12 protein-coding genes and 1 pseudogene are annotated in these 14703 nt (G+C 68.1%); 7 read left to right on the forward strand and 6 right to left on the reverse strand.

What is annotated here, in order from left to right; genetic code table 11:
• Positions 1-48 precede the first annotated feature (48 nt).
• Positions 49-783, reverse strand: coding sequence for a phosphatase PAP2 family protein (locus GGQ93_RS09430; RefSeq protein WP_224764249.1), 735 nt, complete (start codon positions 781-783; stop codon positions 49-51).
• Between the two features lie 198 nt (positions 784-981).
• Here GGQ93_RS09430 and mutM point away from each other — a divergent pair, with 198 nt between their 5' ends.
• The 3 genes from mutM (at position 982) to GGQ93_RS09445 (ending at position 3648) form a co-directional block, all read left to right on the forward strand.
• Positions 982-1845 (forward strand): bifunctional DNA-formamidopyrimidine glycosylase/DNA-(apurinic or apyrimidinic site) lyase, encoded by an 864-nt coding sequence (gene mutM, locus GGQ93_RS09435; protein WP_183216620.1) that lies wholly within the window; start codon positions 982-984, stop codon positions 1843-1845.
• A gap of 67 nt (positions 1846-1912) precedes the next feature.
• Entirely contained in the window at positions 1913-2698 is a 786-nt protein-coding gene (locus tag GGQ93_RS09440; protein ID WP_182713887.1) for an enoyl-CoA hydratase, read from the forward strand.
• A gap of 53 nt (positions 2699-2751) precedes the next feature.
• The gene (locus tag GGQ93_RS09445; protein WP_183216622.1) at positions 2752-3648 is read left to right on the forward strand and encodes an alpha/beta fold hydrolase; all 897 of its coding nucleotides are present in this window, start codon (positions 2752-2754) and stop codon (positions 3646-3648) included.
• 164 nt (positions 3649-3812) lie between these two features.
• On the opposite strand, the gene GGQ93_RS16135 is transcribed toward GGQ93_RS09445, so the two are convergent.
• The 3 genes and pseudogenes from GGQ93_RS16135 to GGQ93_RS09455 form a co-directional block, all read right to left on the reverse strand.
• Entirely contained in the window at positions 3813-4109 is a 297-nt protein-coding gene (locus GGQ93_RS16135) for an endonuclease domain-containing protein (RefSeq protein WP_197273363.1), read from the reverse strand.
• A 72-nt stretch (positions 4110-4181) separates the two neighbouring features.
• Positions 4182-6044, reverse strand: a pseudogene (recQ, locus tag GGQ93_RS09450) (DNA helicase RecQ); the annotation flags it as partial.
• 85 nt (positions 6045-6129) lie between these two features.
• On the reverse strand, positions 6130-7107 hold the full coding sequence (locus GGQ93_RS09455; protein WP_183216625.1) for a complex I NDUFA9 subunit family protein: 978 nt from the start codon (positions 7105-7107) through the stop codon (positions 6130-6132).
• Positions 7108-7635: 528 nt separating this feature from the next.
• On the opposite strand from GGQ93_RS09455, the gene GGQ93_RS09460 reads away from it, so the two are divergent.
• Entirely contained in the window at positions 7636-8067 is a 432-nt protein-coding gene (locus tag GGQ93_RS09460; protein ID WP_152949153.1) for a DUF488 domain-containing protein, read from the forward strand.
• 180 nt (positions 8068-8247) lie between these two features.
• Here GGQ93_RS09460 and GGQ93_RS09465 read toward each other — a convergent pair whose 3' ends face one another.
• On the reverse strand, positions 8248-10200 hold the full coding sequence (locus GGQ93_RS09465; protein WP_183216627.1) for a M1 family metallopeptidase: 1953 nt from the start codon (positions 10198-10200) through the stop codon (positions 8248-8250).
• Positions 10201-10556: 356 nt separating this feature from the next.
• The gene (locus GGQ93_RS09470) at positions 10557-11807 is read right to left on the reverse strand and encodes a multidrug effflux MFS transporter (RefSeq protein WP_183216629.1); all 1251 of its coding nucleotides are present in this window, start codon (positions 11805-11807) and stop codon (positions 10557-10559) included.
• Between the two features lie 128 nt (positions 11808-11935).
• Between GGQ93_RS09470 and GGQ93_RS09475 the strand changes: the two genes are divergently transcribed.
• The 3 genes from GGQ93_RS09475 to GGQ93_RS09485 all read left to right on the forward strand — a co-directional run bounded on the left by GGQ93_RS09475 (position 11936) and on the right by GGQ93_RS09485 (position 14561).
• Positions 11936-13381 carry an AMP nucleosidase gene (locus tag GGQ93_RS09475; RefSeq protein WP_183216631.1) on the forward strand — a complete coding sequence of 482 codons (1446 nt, stop codon included), beginning with the start codon at positions 11936-11938 and terminating at the stop codon, positions 13379-13381.
• Positions 13382-13635: 254 nt separating this feature from the next.
• Complete coding sequence (locus GGQ93_RS09480) at positions 13636-14259, forward strand: hypothetical protein (protein ID WP_183216633.1); 624 nt, start codon at positions 13636-13638, stop codon at positions 14257-14259.
• Positions 14259-14561: a winged helix-turn-helix domain-containing protein gene (locus tag GGQ93_RS09485; protein WP_183216635.1), complete on the forward strand. Its 303-nt coding sequence runs from the start codon at positions 14259-14261 to the stop codon at positions 14559-14561. Before GGQ93_RS09480 ends, GGQ93_RS09485 begins: the two co-directional genes overlap by 1 nt.
• Positions 14562-14703 lie beyond the last annotated feature (142 nt).

Genomic DNA, 14703 nt, shown 5'->3' on the forward strand with positions numbered 1-14703 from the left:
TAAGCCCATAACGGCCCCTGCGGCAACTGGTCACGCTCAGCGGACTCCTCAGGCGGGTAGGGGCCGGCTCCAGCGAAGGCGCCGGCGCGCCCGCCGAACCAGGCCCGGGGCGGCCGCCGTCACCCGATAGACCCCCGCCATGACCAGGGCCGTCAGGGCCCAGGACAGCAGGATGTCGGACAGGAAATGCCCGCCGAAGGCCAGCCGGTTCATCGACAGGGCCAAGGCGTAGACGAGCCCCAGCGGCAGGACCGCCGGTCGCCACCGCGCCGGAGTGACCACCAGCAGGACGCCCACCATCCAGGCGGCGCTGGAGCCCTCGCCGGAGACGAAGGAGCAGTTGGACTGGCAGGCGTCGCTGATCACCCAGGCCGGGGTAAAGGCCGCGTCGCCGCCGAACTGGTCGATCTGGACCGGGCGAGCGCGCCCCCAAAGGCTCTTGAACAGCAGATTGACGACCAGCCCCGGTCCGAGGGCCAGGGCCGCGACGGCGAACATCGCCCGCCGCGCTGCGGCGCCGACGGAACGCCCGCGCAGGGCCCGCCAGATCAGGCGGCCGATCACCCCCAGCAGCAGGAGGGCCAGGACCAGGGTGGAACTCTTGCGCAAGGCCTTGAGCACGGGATCGCCCGCCAGGAAGAAGCCGGCCTCAGGTCGGTAGAAGAAGCGGCTCACGGCGATGTCCACGCCTGGAAAGACCAGAAAATAGGCGCTGATCGCCAGGACGGCCGCCGCAGCCAGAACAGCTGCGTCGTCGCGCGTGAGGCGAAGGCGAGCGCTCAAGTCCGTCCAGGACGAGAGGCGCAGACGCGGCGCGGGCGTGATGACGGACTGAGACACATTCCCCCCGGATTGGTCTGGAGACGCCAATGCCAGAGTGCGGTGTCGTTCCCGCGTCATTACGAACAATGTTTTCCAAACATCGGGGCGAGCACGGACGATCGACTTGGCCTAGGTTCCAAGACCGGCTAGGAGCGCCCCATGCCTGAACTTCCCGAGGTCGAAACCGTCCGGCGCGGCCTGACGCCGGTGCTGGCGGGCGCGCGTCTGTCGCGGGTGCGGATCAACCGGCCCGACCTGCGCTTTCCGTTCCCGGAAGGCTTCGTTGAGCGGCTGGAGGGGGCGACGGTCGAACGCGTGGACCGGCGAGCCAAATATCTGCTTCTGCCCCTGTCCACCGGCGAGACCTGGATCACCCATCTCGGCATGACCGGCCGTTTCACCCTGGACGGCGCCCAGCTGGGCGAGTTCGAGGAGGCGGCGCCCATCGCGGGCAAGCACGAGCATTTCAGCGGCTGCGCCGTGCGCGACGGCGCCGCGACCCGGATCGGCTATGCCGACGCGCGCCGGTTCGGCTTCATGGGCCTGATCCCCACCGCCCAGGTCGAGGCCCATCCCTGGTTCGCCGGCCTGGGTCCCGAGCCGCTGGGCAATGGCTTTTCCGGCGCCCATCTGGCCGAGGCCTTCGCGGGCAAGACGCAGAACATCAAGGTCTCCCTGCTGGACCAGAGGATCGTCGCCGGCCTGGGCAACATCTATGTCTGCGAGGCCCTGTACCGGGCCCGGATCTCGCCCCTGGTGGCGGCCGGATCGCTGTCGAAGGCGCGGCTGGAGACCCTGGCCTCGGTGGTCCGCGACGTGCTGAACGACGCCATCGCCGCCGGGGGATCGACCCTGAAAGACTTCGCCAACGCCGAGGGCGGCCAAGGCTATTTCCAGCATCGGTTCGACGTTTACGGCCGCGAGGGCGAACCCTGTCGGGGCGAGGGCTGCGCGGGGACGGTCGCCCGGATCGTCCAGGGCGGACGCTCCACCTTCTACTGCCCCTCATGCCAGAAGCGCTGAGGCGACGGGCCGTCATGACGAACGGCCGTCGATCCTCTATGACCGGCGTCAACAGAGGAGACCACCCATGGCCGACGCCTATTCCACCCTGCTGATCGAACGCTGCGCCGACGGCTATGCGGTCGTGACCCTGAACCGGCCCGAGGCGCTGAACGCCCTGAACTCGACCCTGTTCGGCGAACTGGCGGCCTTCCTGGATGCGGTCGAGACGGACGACAGCGTGCGCTGCCTGATCCTGACCGGCTCGGCCAAGGCCTTCGCCGCGGGCGCCGACATCAAGGAGATGGCGGACCAGTCCTACGCCGACATGTTCAAGGGGAATTTCTTCGCCCTGGGCCATGACCGGATCACCCGCTTCAGAAAGCCGATCATCGCCGCCGTGTCGGGCTACGCCCTGGGCGGCGGATGCGAACTGGCGATGTTGTGCGACTTCATCATCGCCTCGGAGACCGCCAAGTTCGGCCAGCCCGAGATCAATCTGGGCGTGGCGCCCGGCATCGGCGGCTCCCAGCGGCTGACCCGTCTGGTCGGCAAGTCCAAGGCCATGGACATGATCCTGACCGCCCGGATGATGGATGCGGCCGAGGCCGAACGCGCCGGTCTGGTCAGTCGTGTCGTGGCGCCCGAGGCCCTTCTGGACGAGGCCCGCGCGGCCGCCGCCAAGATCGCCTCGCAAAGCCCGCTGGCGGTGATGATGAACAAGGAGATGGTCAATGTCGCCCTGGAGACGACCTTGACCGAGGGCGTCCGTTTCGAACGCCGCCTGTTCCACTCCCTGTTCGCCTTCGACGATCAGAAGGAGGGCATGGCCGCCTTCGTCGAAAAGCGCAAACCCGACTTCAAGGGGCGGTGACCGACCGCCGCAGCCGTCAACCGATCGCCGTGATCCGGCGTTAGGAGCGGACCATGCGCCGCCTTCTTGTCTCGCTCCTCGCCATCCTGTTCGTCGTCCTGCCCGGAGCCGCCTCGGCTCAGGGGTCGGCTGCGTTCCTGCCCGCCTTCCGCTCCGATCGGATCATCGTGGAGACGCGAGGCGCGGGGCCGGACGTGATCTTCATCCCCGGCCTGGGATCGACCGGGGCGGCCTGGCGGTCGACGGCGGACAGGCTGGAGGGCCGCTATCGGGTTCATCTGGTGACGATCCGCGGCTTTGGTCAGACGGACATCGGCGCCAACACCCGCGGCGCCCTGGCCGCCCCGGCTGCGCTGGAGATCGAACGCTACATCCGCGAGCAGAGGCTGTCCCGGCCCGCTCTGATCGGCCATTCCCTGGGCGGTCAGATCGCGCTGCGGGTGGCGGCGGACATGCGCGGCCGAGTCGGGCGGGTGATGGTGGTCGATTCCGCCCCCTTCTTTCCGGCCCTGGTCGATTCCCGCGTCACGACGCGCGAGGTCGAGCCCTTGGCGCGGCTGGGCTATCAGGCCCTGATGCTGTTCGGCGACCAGGCGCTGAAGGGCCAGGTCTCGGCCCTGGGCGGGGACTTGGGTCTGGCGGGCGACATGGTGTTCGACGGCCTGGGTCTTCAGGGCGGCGACCGGCGCGTTCTGGCCCAGGGGCTGTACGAGGCCCTGACCGTGGATCTGCGTCCTCGCCTGCGCGACGTCACCGCCCCGGTGACGGTGGTCTACGGCTGGACGCGGGATACGAACAATCCGCGCAACCGGCTGGAGGGGCTTTACCGCTACGGCTTCTCCGCCCTGCCGCGTCCGGCCCAGTTCGTCCGCATCGAAGGCGCCGACCACCAGGTGATGATCGACCAACCGGCCCGGTTCCAGGCGGCGGTGGAGCAGTTTCTGGGATAGGCAAAGATCTTCCCCCGCTTGCGGGGGAAGTGTCAGCTCGTCGAGCGCAGCGAGACGGCTGACGATGGGGGAAGTTCCGCTTCTGGAAGAAAGAAGACTTCCCCCTCCGACCCTGGTTCGCTGCGCGAACGCCGGGCCACCTCCCCCGCAAGCGGGAGAGGGTCTTATTGGCCTTTGGCCTCGCGATAAATGTGATCGGTCACGGCGGGAAGATCGTTCAGCACGTCGCGGGCCGGAATCCGCAGGGTGCGTATGCCCTGCTCGAGCAGGAAGGCGTCGCGGCGCGCGTCCTGCGCCGCACGGCCGTCGTGACTGTCGCCGTCGATCTCGACCGCCAGTCGAACGCCGGCGCAGTAGAAGTCGAGCACATAGGGCGGTATCGGGTGCTGGCGTCGGAATTTCAGCCCGCCCAATTTCTCGCCCCGCAGCGCCTGCCAGAGCTGGACCTCGGGCAGGCTCATGTCCCGCCGCAGATCGCGCGCCTTGTCGATGATGTCGGAAGGACGACCGTCTACGGACTCCAGACCCTTCGCCAACGTCTCCAGCACCCCCTTGCCGTAGCGGTCCAGTTTCGACTGGCCCACGCCGGGCAGGGCGGCCAGGGCCGTCAGGTCGCCGGGTTCGGCCTGGGCGATCTCCAGCAGGGTCTTGTCCTGGAAGATGACATAGGGCGGGACGTGCTGTTCCGAAGCACGCTCGCGGCGCCAGGCGCGCAAGGCCTCGAACCGGGCGCGGACGTCGGCGTCCATGGTCTCGAGCGCGGCGTTGCGGCCCTCGCCCGAGCGGTCGCGGCGGCCGGAGCTGGAGGCGCGGACGGGAAGCCGGCGCACCTCGATCTTGCGTTCGGCCTTGTAGACGGCGCGCACCGCCTCGGGGTCGCCCAGGCCGACCAGGGGCTTGCCGTCGTTCGGGTCCTCGACCAGCAGGCCCTCGAACAGCAGGTGGTCGATGATGTCGCGCCAGCCGTTGGGCGAGACGTCGGCGCCTATGCCCCAGGTGGACAGCTGCTGCTCCCACGGCTGTACATCCTTGGTGCGGCTGGTCAGGTGGTCGATCACCCGGCCCCGGCCGAAGCGGCCGCCCAGACGCTGGACCGCCGCCAGGGCCTTTTGGGCGGGGACGGTGGCGTCATAGGTCTGGGGCGGGTCGCCGCAGATGTCGCAGACGCCGCAAGGGGCCGCGTCGGTCTCGCCGAAATAGCGGCGCACGGCCTGGGCGCGGCAGACAGCCCCGTCCAGCATGGCGAACAGCTGGCGAGCCTTGCGCACCTGAACCTGTTTGACCTCCTCGGCCATCGGGCGGCCGTCCAGCCGGCGCAGGGTCCAGGCGATGTCGGAGGGGCCGTACAGGGTGATGCCCTCGGCCGGTTCGCCGTCGCGCCCGCCCCGCCCGATCTCCTGCCAATAGGCCTCCAGCGAACCCGGCGGATCGGCGTGGATGACGAAGCGGACGTCGGCCTTGTCCACCCCCATGCCGAAGGCGATGGTGGCCACCATGACGGCCCCGTCCTCGGCTAAGAACCGCTCCAGACGGCGGTCGCGCTCCTTCGTATCCATGCCGGCGTGATAGGCGATGGCGTCGGTCCCGGCGTCGCGCAGCGCCTGGGCCACCCGTTCGCAGCCGTCGCGGCTGCCGCAATAGACCACGCCCGACTTGCCCCGCCGTTCGCGCACCAGTTCGATGACCCGGGCGTCGGTCCTGGCGCGCGAGGCGCTCTCCTTGCGTTCGGCCGACAGCTGCAGGTTCGGGCGGGCGAAACTGTCGACGAAGACCCGGGCGCCCTCCAGCCGCAGCGAGCGCAGGATGTCGTCGCGGGTGCGGGCGTCGGCGGTCGCGGTGACGGCGATGCGCGGGACGTGGGGGAACCGCTCGGCCAGCAGGCCCAGGTTGCGATAGTCGGGGCGGAAGTCGTGGCCCCACTGGCTGACGCAGTGGGCCTCGTCGATGGCGATCAGGCTGAGCGGCAGCTCGGCCAGCCGGTCCATCATGGCGCCCGCCGCCAGGCCTTCGGGCGAGACGTACAGCAGGTCCAAAGCGCCGGAGCGGGCGGCGGCCCAGATGGCCGACCGTTCGTCCAGCGAGACGCCGGAATCCAGCCGGGCGGCCGCCACCCCCTGCTGTTTCAGGGCCTCGACCTGGTCGGTCATCAGGGCGATCAGGGGCGAGACCACCAGGCCCAGGCCGGGGCGAAGGATGGCCGGGATCTGATAGCAGACGCTCTTGCCGCCGCCGGTCGGCAGGACGGCCAGGACGTCGCGCCCGGCTAGGACCTCGGCCACCACCTCGCTTTGCAGGCCGCGGAAGTCGCCATGGCCCCAGACCCGCGACAGCAGAGAGCGGGCGTCGGCCAGACCGGGCGTCGTGGCGGGGCGGGGCTGGGTCTGCGTAGCCGGCATCCGAAGGTTGTGCACTCTTTGTTCCGGCCTGCGAAGCCCCTTTGACCGCTTTCACGGCCGAGCGGCTGACGCGGCTGGGGACGGATCAGTGCGCAGGCGAGGGGGCGAACTGGCCGCCGACGCGATAGCGGTACAGATAGGAGGGCGCGATCGACTCCATGCTGGCCGGATGGACGACGCCCAACGCGGCCAGACCCTCGGCGTCCGGCGAGACCACATTGTCCTTCTGCAGCATGACGACCTGATCGCGGGTCAGGGGCGGGGTCAGACCGATCAGGCTGACGGTCTGGAGCAGCGAGCCCAGCAGCCGGGCGACCGGGAAGGGAATGGGCGCCAGCAGACGGTCGCGACCCGTCTCCCGCTTCACCAGCTCCAGCACTTCGCGGAAGGCATAGATATCCGGTCCGCCCAGTTCATAGGTTCGGCCGGCCGCGTCGCCGCGCGTCACGGCCCGGGCCACGGCCTCGGCCACATCGCCGACATAGACCGGCTGGAACCGGGTCTTGCCGCCGCCGATCAGCGGCAGGGCGGGCGCCAGGGTCGCCATGGCGGCGAACCGGTTCAGGAAGCCGTCGTCGGCGCCGAAGACCAGGGACGGACGCAGGATGACGGCGTCGGGATAGACGGCGCGGATCTCGTTTTCCGCCTCGCCCTTGGTGCGGGCGTAGGCGGAGGGGCTGTCGGCGTCGGCGCCGATGGCCGAGATCTGGACGACCCGTTCGACGCCGGCGGCCTTGGACGCCTGGGCGATGTTCCTGGCGGCCTCGACGTGGGCGCTCTTGAAGCCGCGCTTGCCGCCGCCGTCGTGCAGGACGCCGACCAGATTGACCACGGCGTTCGAGCCGCGCACGGCCGCCGCCACGTCCTCGGCGCTGGTGACGTCGCAGCGCATGAACTGGATCTGGCCCGGATCGCCGGCCGTCTGGACCTCGATGGCCAGAACCGGGTTGCGCACCGCCACGCGGATGCGCCAGCCGCGACGGGCCAAGGCGCGCACCGCCTGGGCTCCGATGAAGCCCGAACCTCCGAAGAGGGTCACGACGCCGGGGGCGAGGTCAGCCATGGGAGAAGCTCCAGTGAATTCCGTGTCGGCGGGATAGCCGATGGGGCGCCGCATCGCAACGCGGGCGACCCGGTCCGGGCGGATGAAACGAAAAACGGCGTCCGATTTGTCCGATCTGTCCGATCCGCGCCGTCGTCCGGTCCTGAAAAAGAGTGTCCGATGTGTCCGATGTGTCCGGTTCGCGCGGTCGTGCGCTCCCAAAAAAGGTGTCCGAAGTGTCCGATCTGTCCGATCCGATCTCTTCGCCCGTCCGCCGCCTCCGGTCGTCCCCGTCGATCCCGACTGTCGCACGGCGGGCGGCCCAGGGGCGTAGAAGGCGGGTTTGGAGTCCTAACCGGTTGGAAAGGCTGAGGGCGGCTTGGCGATCGAGCGGCGCTCGCCCATCTAGAGCATGATCGTTTCGGACGGAACCGCTTCGCGGTTCCGACAGAAGCGTGAATCATGCTCTCGCTTTAATCTGGAGCCTGATTCACCGTTTCAGCGGAACCGCGAAGCGGTTCCTCCTCAACGGATCAGGCTCTAAGGACAATGCAGATTTTCACCATCGGATATGAGGGGGCGACCCAGGCGGAGGTGATCGGGCGGCTGAAAGGCGCCGGGGTCGATCTGCTGATCGACGTGCGGGCGGTCGCCGCCTCGCGCCGCGCCGGCTTTTCCAAGACGGTCCTGGGCGAAAGCCTGAAGGCCGAGGGGATCGACTATCTGCATCTGCGGGGCCTGGGCACGCCCAAGGCCGGTCGCGACGCGGCCCGCAAGGGCCATGTCGCCGAGATGCGCGCGATTTTCGCCGACCATCTGGCCGAGCCCCAGGCCCAGGTGGAGTATGCGCGGCTGAAGGATCTGGCGGGGGAGAAGCGCGTGGCCCTGCTGTGTTTCGAAGCCGATCACGCGGGGTGCCACCGCGCGGTGTTGGCCGAGCGGCTGGCGGAGGAGGACGGGGCGACGGTGGTCAATCTGTAGGGGTGGTGGCGAGGCCCACCTTCCCCCGCTTGCGGGGGAAGCGTCAGGTCGTGGCGCGAAGCGACACGCCTGACGATGGGGGGCGTTTTTCCTCTGAAACAAGACTCCCCTCTCCGACCCTGGTTCGCTTCGCGAACGCCGGGGATGGTCTCTCCCGCAAGCGGGAGAGGGTCTTTTGCTTTACGGCCGACCCACCAGGTCGTCGACCGAACCGCTGGTGACCGGATGGTACAGGGGCCGGGCCTCGGCGTAGATGCGGCGGGCGATGGGCCGGCCCCAGTCGCCCTCGTTCCACAGGGTCTGGAACAGGGGCAGGACGAACTTGCGTCGGCCCTGGCTGGTCAGGAACCGCTCAGCCGTGGCGACCGACGGCTGATAGCGGTGGGCCAGGGCGATCTGGAGCCAGGCGAAGGTCAGTTCGCTGTTGCCCTCGTTCGCCAGGTTCAGGGTCCGCTCCAGATCGGCCAGCTGGGCCTCAGTCAGCCAGTCGGCGCCGGCGCGCAGGCCTTCGGGCCGCCAACCCAGGAAGCGCTGGCGCTGCTGGGTGTTCCATTCGCCCCACGGGACGGCCGAGGCCGGACCCTTGTCCTTAAAGAAGGCGACGGCCGCCGCATCGACCGGGACGAAGGCGTTCGAGACGGGGGCGACGGCGTTGGACGGCAGGCCGGGCTGATAGACCCAGGCGTCCAGCTGAAGCTGGGATTCCAGGGCCGCGTCGCCCTTCACCAGATGGGCGCGGATGTCGTCCAGGAACATGGCCGTGGTCATGGGGCGATAGGCGTTGCGGTCGAAATAGCCGCGCAGCCAGGCGTCGAACCGATCCCGGCCCACAGTGCGTTCGACGGTCCGCAGGAACAGGGCGCCCTTCTCATAGGCGATGTCGTTCATGCCGTCGTCGGGATCGCGGCCCTGAAGATCCAGGTGCAGGCGGGTGTCCGGCGCGGGCAGGGACTTCAGCGTGTCCTGCAGGCTGTCCCAGCCCAGCACCTGTTCCTGCATGGCGCGGTCATGGCCATAGACCGACTCCATGATCCGGTTCTCGAAATAGACGGTGAAGCCCTCGTTCAGCCAGAAGTCGTTCCAGGTGGCGTTGGTCACCAGATTGCCGGACCAGGAGTGGGCCAGTTCGTGCGCCACCAGCGAGACCAGCGACCGGTCGCCCGCGATGATGGTCGGGGTGGCGAAGGTCAGTTTGGGGTTCTCCATCCCGCCGAAGGGGAAGGAGGGCGGCAGGACCAGGAGGTCGTAGCGGCCCCAGCGATAGCGGCCGTAGAGCTTTTCGGCCGCGTCCACCATCTCGGCGGTCGGCTCCAGCTCATGGGCGGCGGCGCGCAGGCGGCTGGGCTCGGTCCAGACCCCGGTGCGTTCGTCGAAGGGGGCGAAGGCGATGTCGCCGACGCCGATGGCGATCAGATAGGGCGGGATCGGATTGTCCATCCGGAAGCGCCAGGTCTTCATGCCGTTGCCCGCCGGCTCGCCGTTCGGCGTCAGATGGTCGGCGCTCATGACCACGGTCAGGTCGGCGGGCGCGGTGATGCGGGCCGAATAGGTCTGGCGAATGCCGGGGCTGTCCTGGGTCGGCACCCAGGTGCGGGTCAGGATGGCCTGGCCCTGGCTGAACAGATAGGGCTTTTGACCGCCCGCCGTCTGGCTGGGCGACAGCCATTGCAGGGCCGCCGCATCGGGCCGGGTCGAATAGCGGACGGTGATCTTGCGCCGTTCGTTGGGCGCGAAGGCCGGGAAATAGACGGTCAGGGGCTGGCCCTTGACGGCGTCATTGTCGCCGACGACGTAACGCAGCGGCTGACCCGAGGCGTCGCGCACGTCCTGAATGTCCAGATTGCGGATGTCGAGCACGATCTCGTTCGCGCCGGGGACGGCCAGGATGTCCAGGGTCGCCGTGCCCGACAGGGTCTTGGCCTCGAAGTTCGCGGTCAGGTCCAGGGCCACATCGACGACGCGGGCGATCTCGGGACGGGCGTAGGTGTGGCTGTCGACGGCGTCCGGGCCGGGGGCGGGCGCGACGGCCGGCGGCGCCAGGGCCGCGCTTCCGGTCGTGGTCGAACAGGCCGAAAGACCGAGGGCCGAGGCGAGGGCGAGGGCGGAGACGAGGCCGAGGGCTTTGCGCGTCATCGAGGCTTTCCGGGACAGATCATGAGCTTGGCCCGGAGAACGCGCGGAAACGGCGAAAAGATCAAGCCTCGCTCCAGAGCATTCGGCAGCGCAGTGGGACCGGTCAACGCCCCTGCGCCCCCGAGAGACGGGTTCGTCACAACGGGCACGGCGAGGGTCACAACGGACACGACCAGGCCGTGCCGGTTCGGCAAGGGCTTGCCCGCCTGCGGCCGTGAAGCCGCAGATTGATCGACGGTCTGGACATGGAGCCGAAAGGCCGAGGCGCGTTCGGGCCCGTCGTGTTCTTCGTGGCCCTCGCCGTGCGCGTTGTGACGAAGGCCATCCAGGGCCGCGCCTTTTCAAGCCCGATGGCTTCAGCCTTGTGGTGCGGGCGGCTGGTGATGGGCCCGGAACAGCCGGCCTCGCTCGGCGAACAGGACCAGGGCCAGGGCCGTCAGGCCGAAGACGGTGAAGCCCAGGGACATGGGCACGGTGGTGCCGTTGAACTGCTGACCCACCGCAAAGCCCAGCAGGGAGCCGAAGACGGTGGAGATGAAGCCCTGGATCGAGGCGGCCGTGCCGGCGATATGGCCCATGGTCTCCATGGCCATGGCGCCGAAGTTCCCGGCGATCAGGCCGAAACAGAACATGGTCAGGGTCTGGAGGACGGCGAAGGTGATCAGGGTTTCATGGCCGCTGAGGGCCACCGCCGCATGGACCGCCGAAACCGTGGTGAAGCCGATCAGGGCGGTATGGGAGATCTTGCGCGAGCCCAGCCGCACCACCAGTCGGGCGTTGACCAGGGAGGCGACCGCTATGCCGCCCGCGATCAGGGCGAAGACGGCGGGGAAGGCGGCCTCGGCGTCGAAGACGTCGGCGAAGATCTGCTGCGAGGAGTTGATGAAGCCGAACAGGGCGCCGGTGATGGCCGTCATGGCCAGGGTGTAGCCCATGGCGGTGCGGTCGGTCAGGGCGGTGCGATAGGCCGAGGTCAGGCGTTTGACCTGGATCGGCAGACGATCCTCCGGCTTCAGGGTCTCGGGCAGGCGTAAGGATGCCCAGACGATCAGACCGACGCCGATCAGACCCAGGCCGGCGAAGATCCAGCGCCACGGCCCGACCAGCATGATCAGTTGCCCCAGGGACGGCGCCAGGATCGGCACGCCCAGGAAGACCAGGAAGCTGAACGACATGACACGCGCCATGGTGCGCCCCTCATAGCGGTCGCGCACGATGGAGACGGCCAGCACGCGGGTGCAGGCGCTGCCCAGCCCCTGGCCGATCCGCGCCAGGATCAGGGTCTCGAAGGTCGGGGCCAGGGTCGCCAGCAGGCTGAACATCACATAGACGCCGACGCCGAACAGCAGCACCGACTTGCGTCCGAACCGGTCTGCGACCGGACCATAGATCAGCTGCGCCGCGCCAAAGCCCAGAAGATAGGCGGTCACCACCCACTGACGGCTGTTTTCGTTCGCCACGCCCAGGTCGGCGCCTATGGCGGGCAGGGCGGGCAGCATGGAATCGATCGCCAGGGCGTTCAGCGCCATCATCAGGGCGATCAGACAGACGAACTCGACGAATCCGGGTTCTCTTCTGGCGGGGGCTGACGCGGCGGAAACGGACATCCGGGCCAGATGCCCCGCCGCGCCGCGAACCGCAACCAGTCGCCGGCTATAAATTGCTGCAATGCAGCGAAATCGAGGTTGAACGCCGGGCGCCTCGCCAATGTCATGAAGCTTCGCTAGAGGAAGTCATGACAGAACAGATGACAGCACAGGCGGCGCTGGACCGCCTCGAAACCCTCTACACCCAATCCGTGACCAACCTGCGCGACGCCGTGCGGGATTTCGTCAACACCGGCGCCCGGCCCGATCCGGTCAAACGCGCCGAAGGGGTGTTCGCCTATCCCGAACTTCGCATCCGCTGGGACGGGGATCGCCCCCAGGACCTGGAGCCGCGCGCCTATGCCCGGCTGGCCAAACAGGGGGTCTATTCGACCACCGTCACCCGGCCGGACCTGTTCCGCCCCTATCTGACCGAACAGCTGGGTCTGCTGGAAAAGGAATACGGCGCGACCTTCGAGGTCGGGATTTCGAACCAGGAAATCCCCTTCCCCTATGTGACCGACGGACTGGAGGTGGCGCTGGACCGGTCGATGACGGCGGCCCTGGCGCGCTGGTTCCCGACCACGGACCTGGCCCACATCGGCGACGAGATCGCCGATGGTTTGTTCGACATGGGCGGCGACTTCCCCCTGTCGCATTTCGACGGCCTGCGGACCGACTTCTCCCTGGCGCGGCTGAAACACTACACCGGAACCCCGGTGGACGACGTCCAGTCCTATGTCCTCTTCACCAACTACAATCGCTATGTCGACGAGTTCGTGCGCTGGGCCATCGAACAGCTGCAGACGCCGGGCACGCCCTATCAGACCCTGTCCTGCGCCGGCGGGGTGGTGATCACGCGCGACACCCCCAATCCCGAGACGGCGATCAGCGATACGGCCTGGAAGAAGCACCAGATGCCGGCCTACCACCTGACGGCGCCCGGCCATCAGGGGGTGACCCTGGTCAATATCGGCGTCGGCCCGTCCAACGCCAAGACCATCACCGACCACCTCGCCGTCACCCGCCCGCACGTCTGGCTGATGATCGGCCACTGCGGGGGCCTGCGCGCCAGCCAGTCGATCGGCGACTATGTGCTGGCCCACGCCTATCTGCGCGACGACCATGTGCTGGACGCGGTCCTGCCGCCGGACATTCCGATCCCCTCGATCGCGGAGGTCCAGCGCGCCCTGTACGACGCCACCAAGTCGGTCAGCGGCATGCCGGGCGACGAGGTCAAGCTGCGGCTGCGCACCGGCACGGTGGTCACCACCGACGACCGGAACTGGGAGCTGCGCTATTCCAAGTCGGCGCTTCGCTTCAACCAGAGCCGCGCCGTCGCCATCGACATGGAAAGCGCCACCATCGCCGCGCAAGGCTACCGGTTCCGGGTGCCCTACGGCACCCTGCTGTGCGTCTCGGACAAGCCGCTGCACGGCGAGATCAAACTGCCGGGCCAGGCCAACCGCTTCTACGAAGGCTCGATCTCGGAACATCTGCAGATCGGCATCCAGGCGGTCGGCCTGATGCGGGACGAGGGACCGAAACTCCACTCCCGCAAGCTCCGCGCCTTCGACGAGCCGCCGTTCCGTTAAGAGGGGCGCGATAGACCCTCTCCCGCTTGCGGGGGAGGTGGCCCGGCGTTCGCGCTGCGAATCAGGGTCGGAGGGGGAGATTTCACTTGAAAAGAAGACTTCCCCCATCGTCAGCCGTCTCGCTGCGCTCGACGAGCTGACACTTCCCCCGCAAGCGGGGGAAGGTCTGTTCGCTGTCGCAGATTAAGAAAGCGCTTTACAATGCAAAGCGCATTGTGCATCCTGTGATCATCGGATTTCAGGAGGAGTTCGCCATGACGCGCGACACGCAGACGATCCAAGACGACATCGCCTATATGCGGGCTTTGGCTCACGAAGGTCGGCACGCGCCCCTGCTGGCGGGCCCCATACTGGTGGCTGCGGCCATCATCTTCGGAGGCGCCAGCCTGGGGCAGTGGGCGCTCAAGACGGATCTGATCGCGCTGAATCCCTGGGCGGCGCTCTGGCTTTGGATCGGTTCGGCCCTGGTCTTCGCGGCCGCCCTGGTCGTGCTGATCGGGCGGATGAAGGGACGCCCCGGCTATAATTCGTCGGGCAATCGGGCGGTGGGCGCGGCCTGGTCCGGCGTGGGCTTCGGCATCTTCGTCACCTGGTTGGCCCTCACCGCCCTGTCGGTGAAGAGTGGAAGCTGGGCCTGGATGGCGGTCATGCCGACGGTGGTTCTGACGGCCTATGGATCGGCCTGGATGGTCGCGGCGGCCATGACGCGCGTGCGGTGGATGAGCGTCACGGCCCTGATGTCCTACGTCGGCGCCGTCGCCGTCGCCTGGTTTGCGGACAGTCCGGCCATCTATCTGGTCTATGCCCTGGTCCTGGCCGCCGTCGCCCTGGTCCCCGGTCTGATCCTGATGCGGCAGGAACCGTCGGAGATCGTCTGATGGCCGATGACTTCGACATCAGCCGGATCGACGACGTCATCCACGGGCGGATCCGGCTGGGGATCATGGCCTATCTGTCCGGTGCGGACACAGCCGACTTCAACACCTTGAAGACCCGGCTGCAGACGACCGACGGCAATCTGTCGGTCCATCTGAGGAAGCTGGAGGAGGCGGGTTTCGTCGCCGTGACCAAGAGCTTCATCGGCCGCAAGCCCCTGACCCAGGCCAGTCTGACCGAAGAGGGCCGCGCCGCCTTCGTCGCCTATCTGGACGCCATGGCGGGTCTGCTGTCGGCGCGCTAGAGCATGATCGTTTCGGACGGAACCGCTTTGCGGTTCCGACAGAAGCGTGAATCATGCTCTCGCTTTAATCTGGAGCCTGATTCACCGTTTCAGCGGAACCGCGAAGCGGTTCCTCTTCAACGGATCAGGCTCTAGAAGCGGG

The organism is Brevundimonas aurantiaca, from assembly GCF_014199955.1.
GTDB classification, from domain to species: Bacteria; Pseudomonadota; Alphaproteobacteria; order Caulobacterales; family Caulobacteraceae; genus Brevundimonas; species Brevundimonas aurantiaca.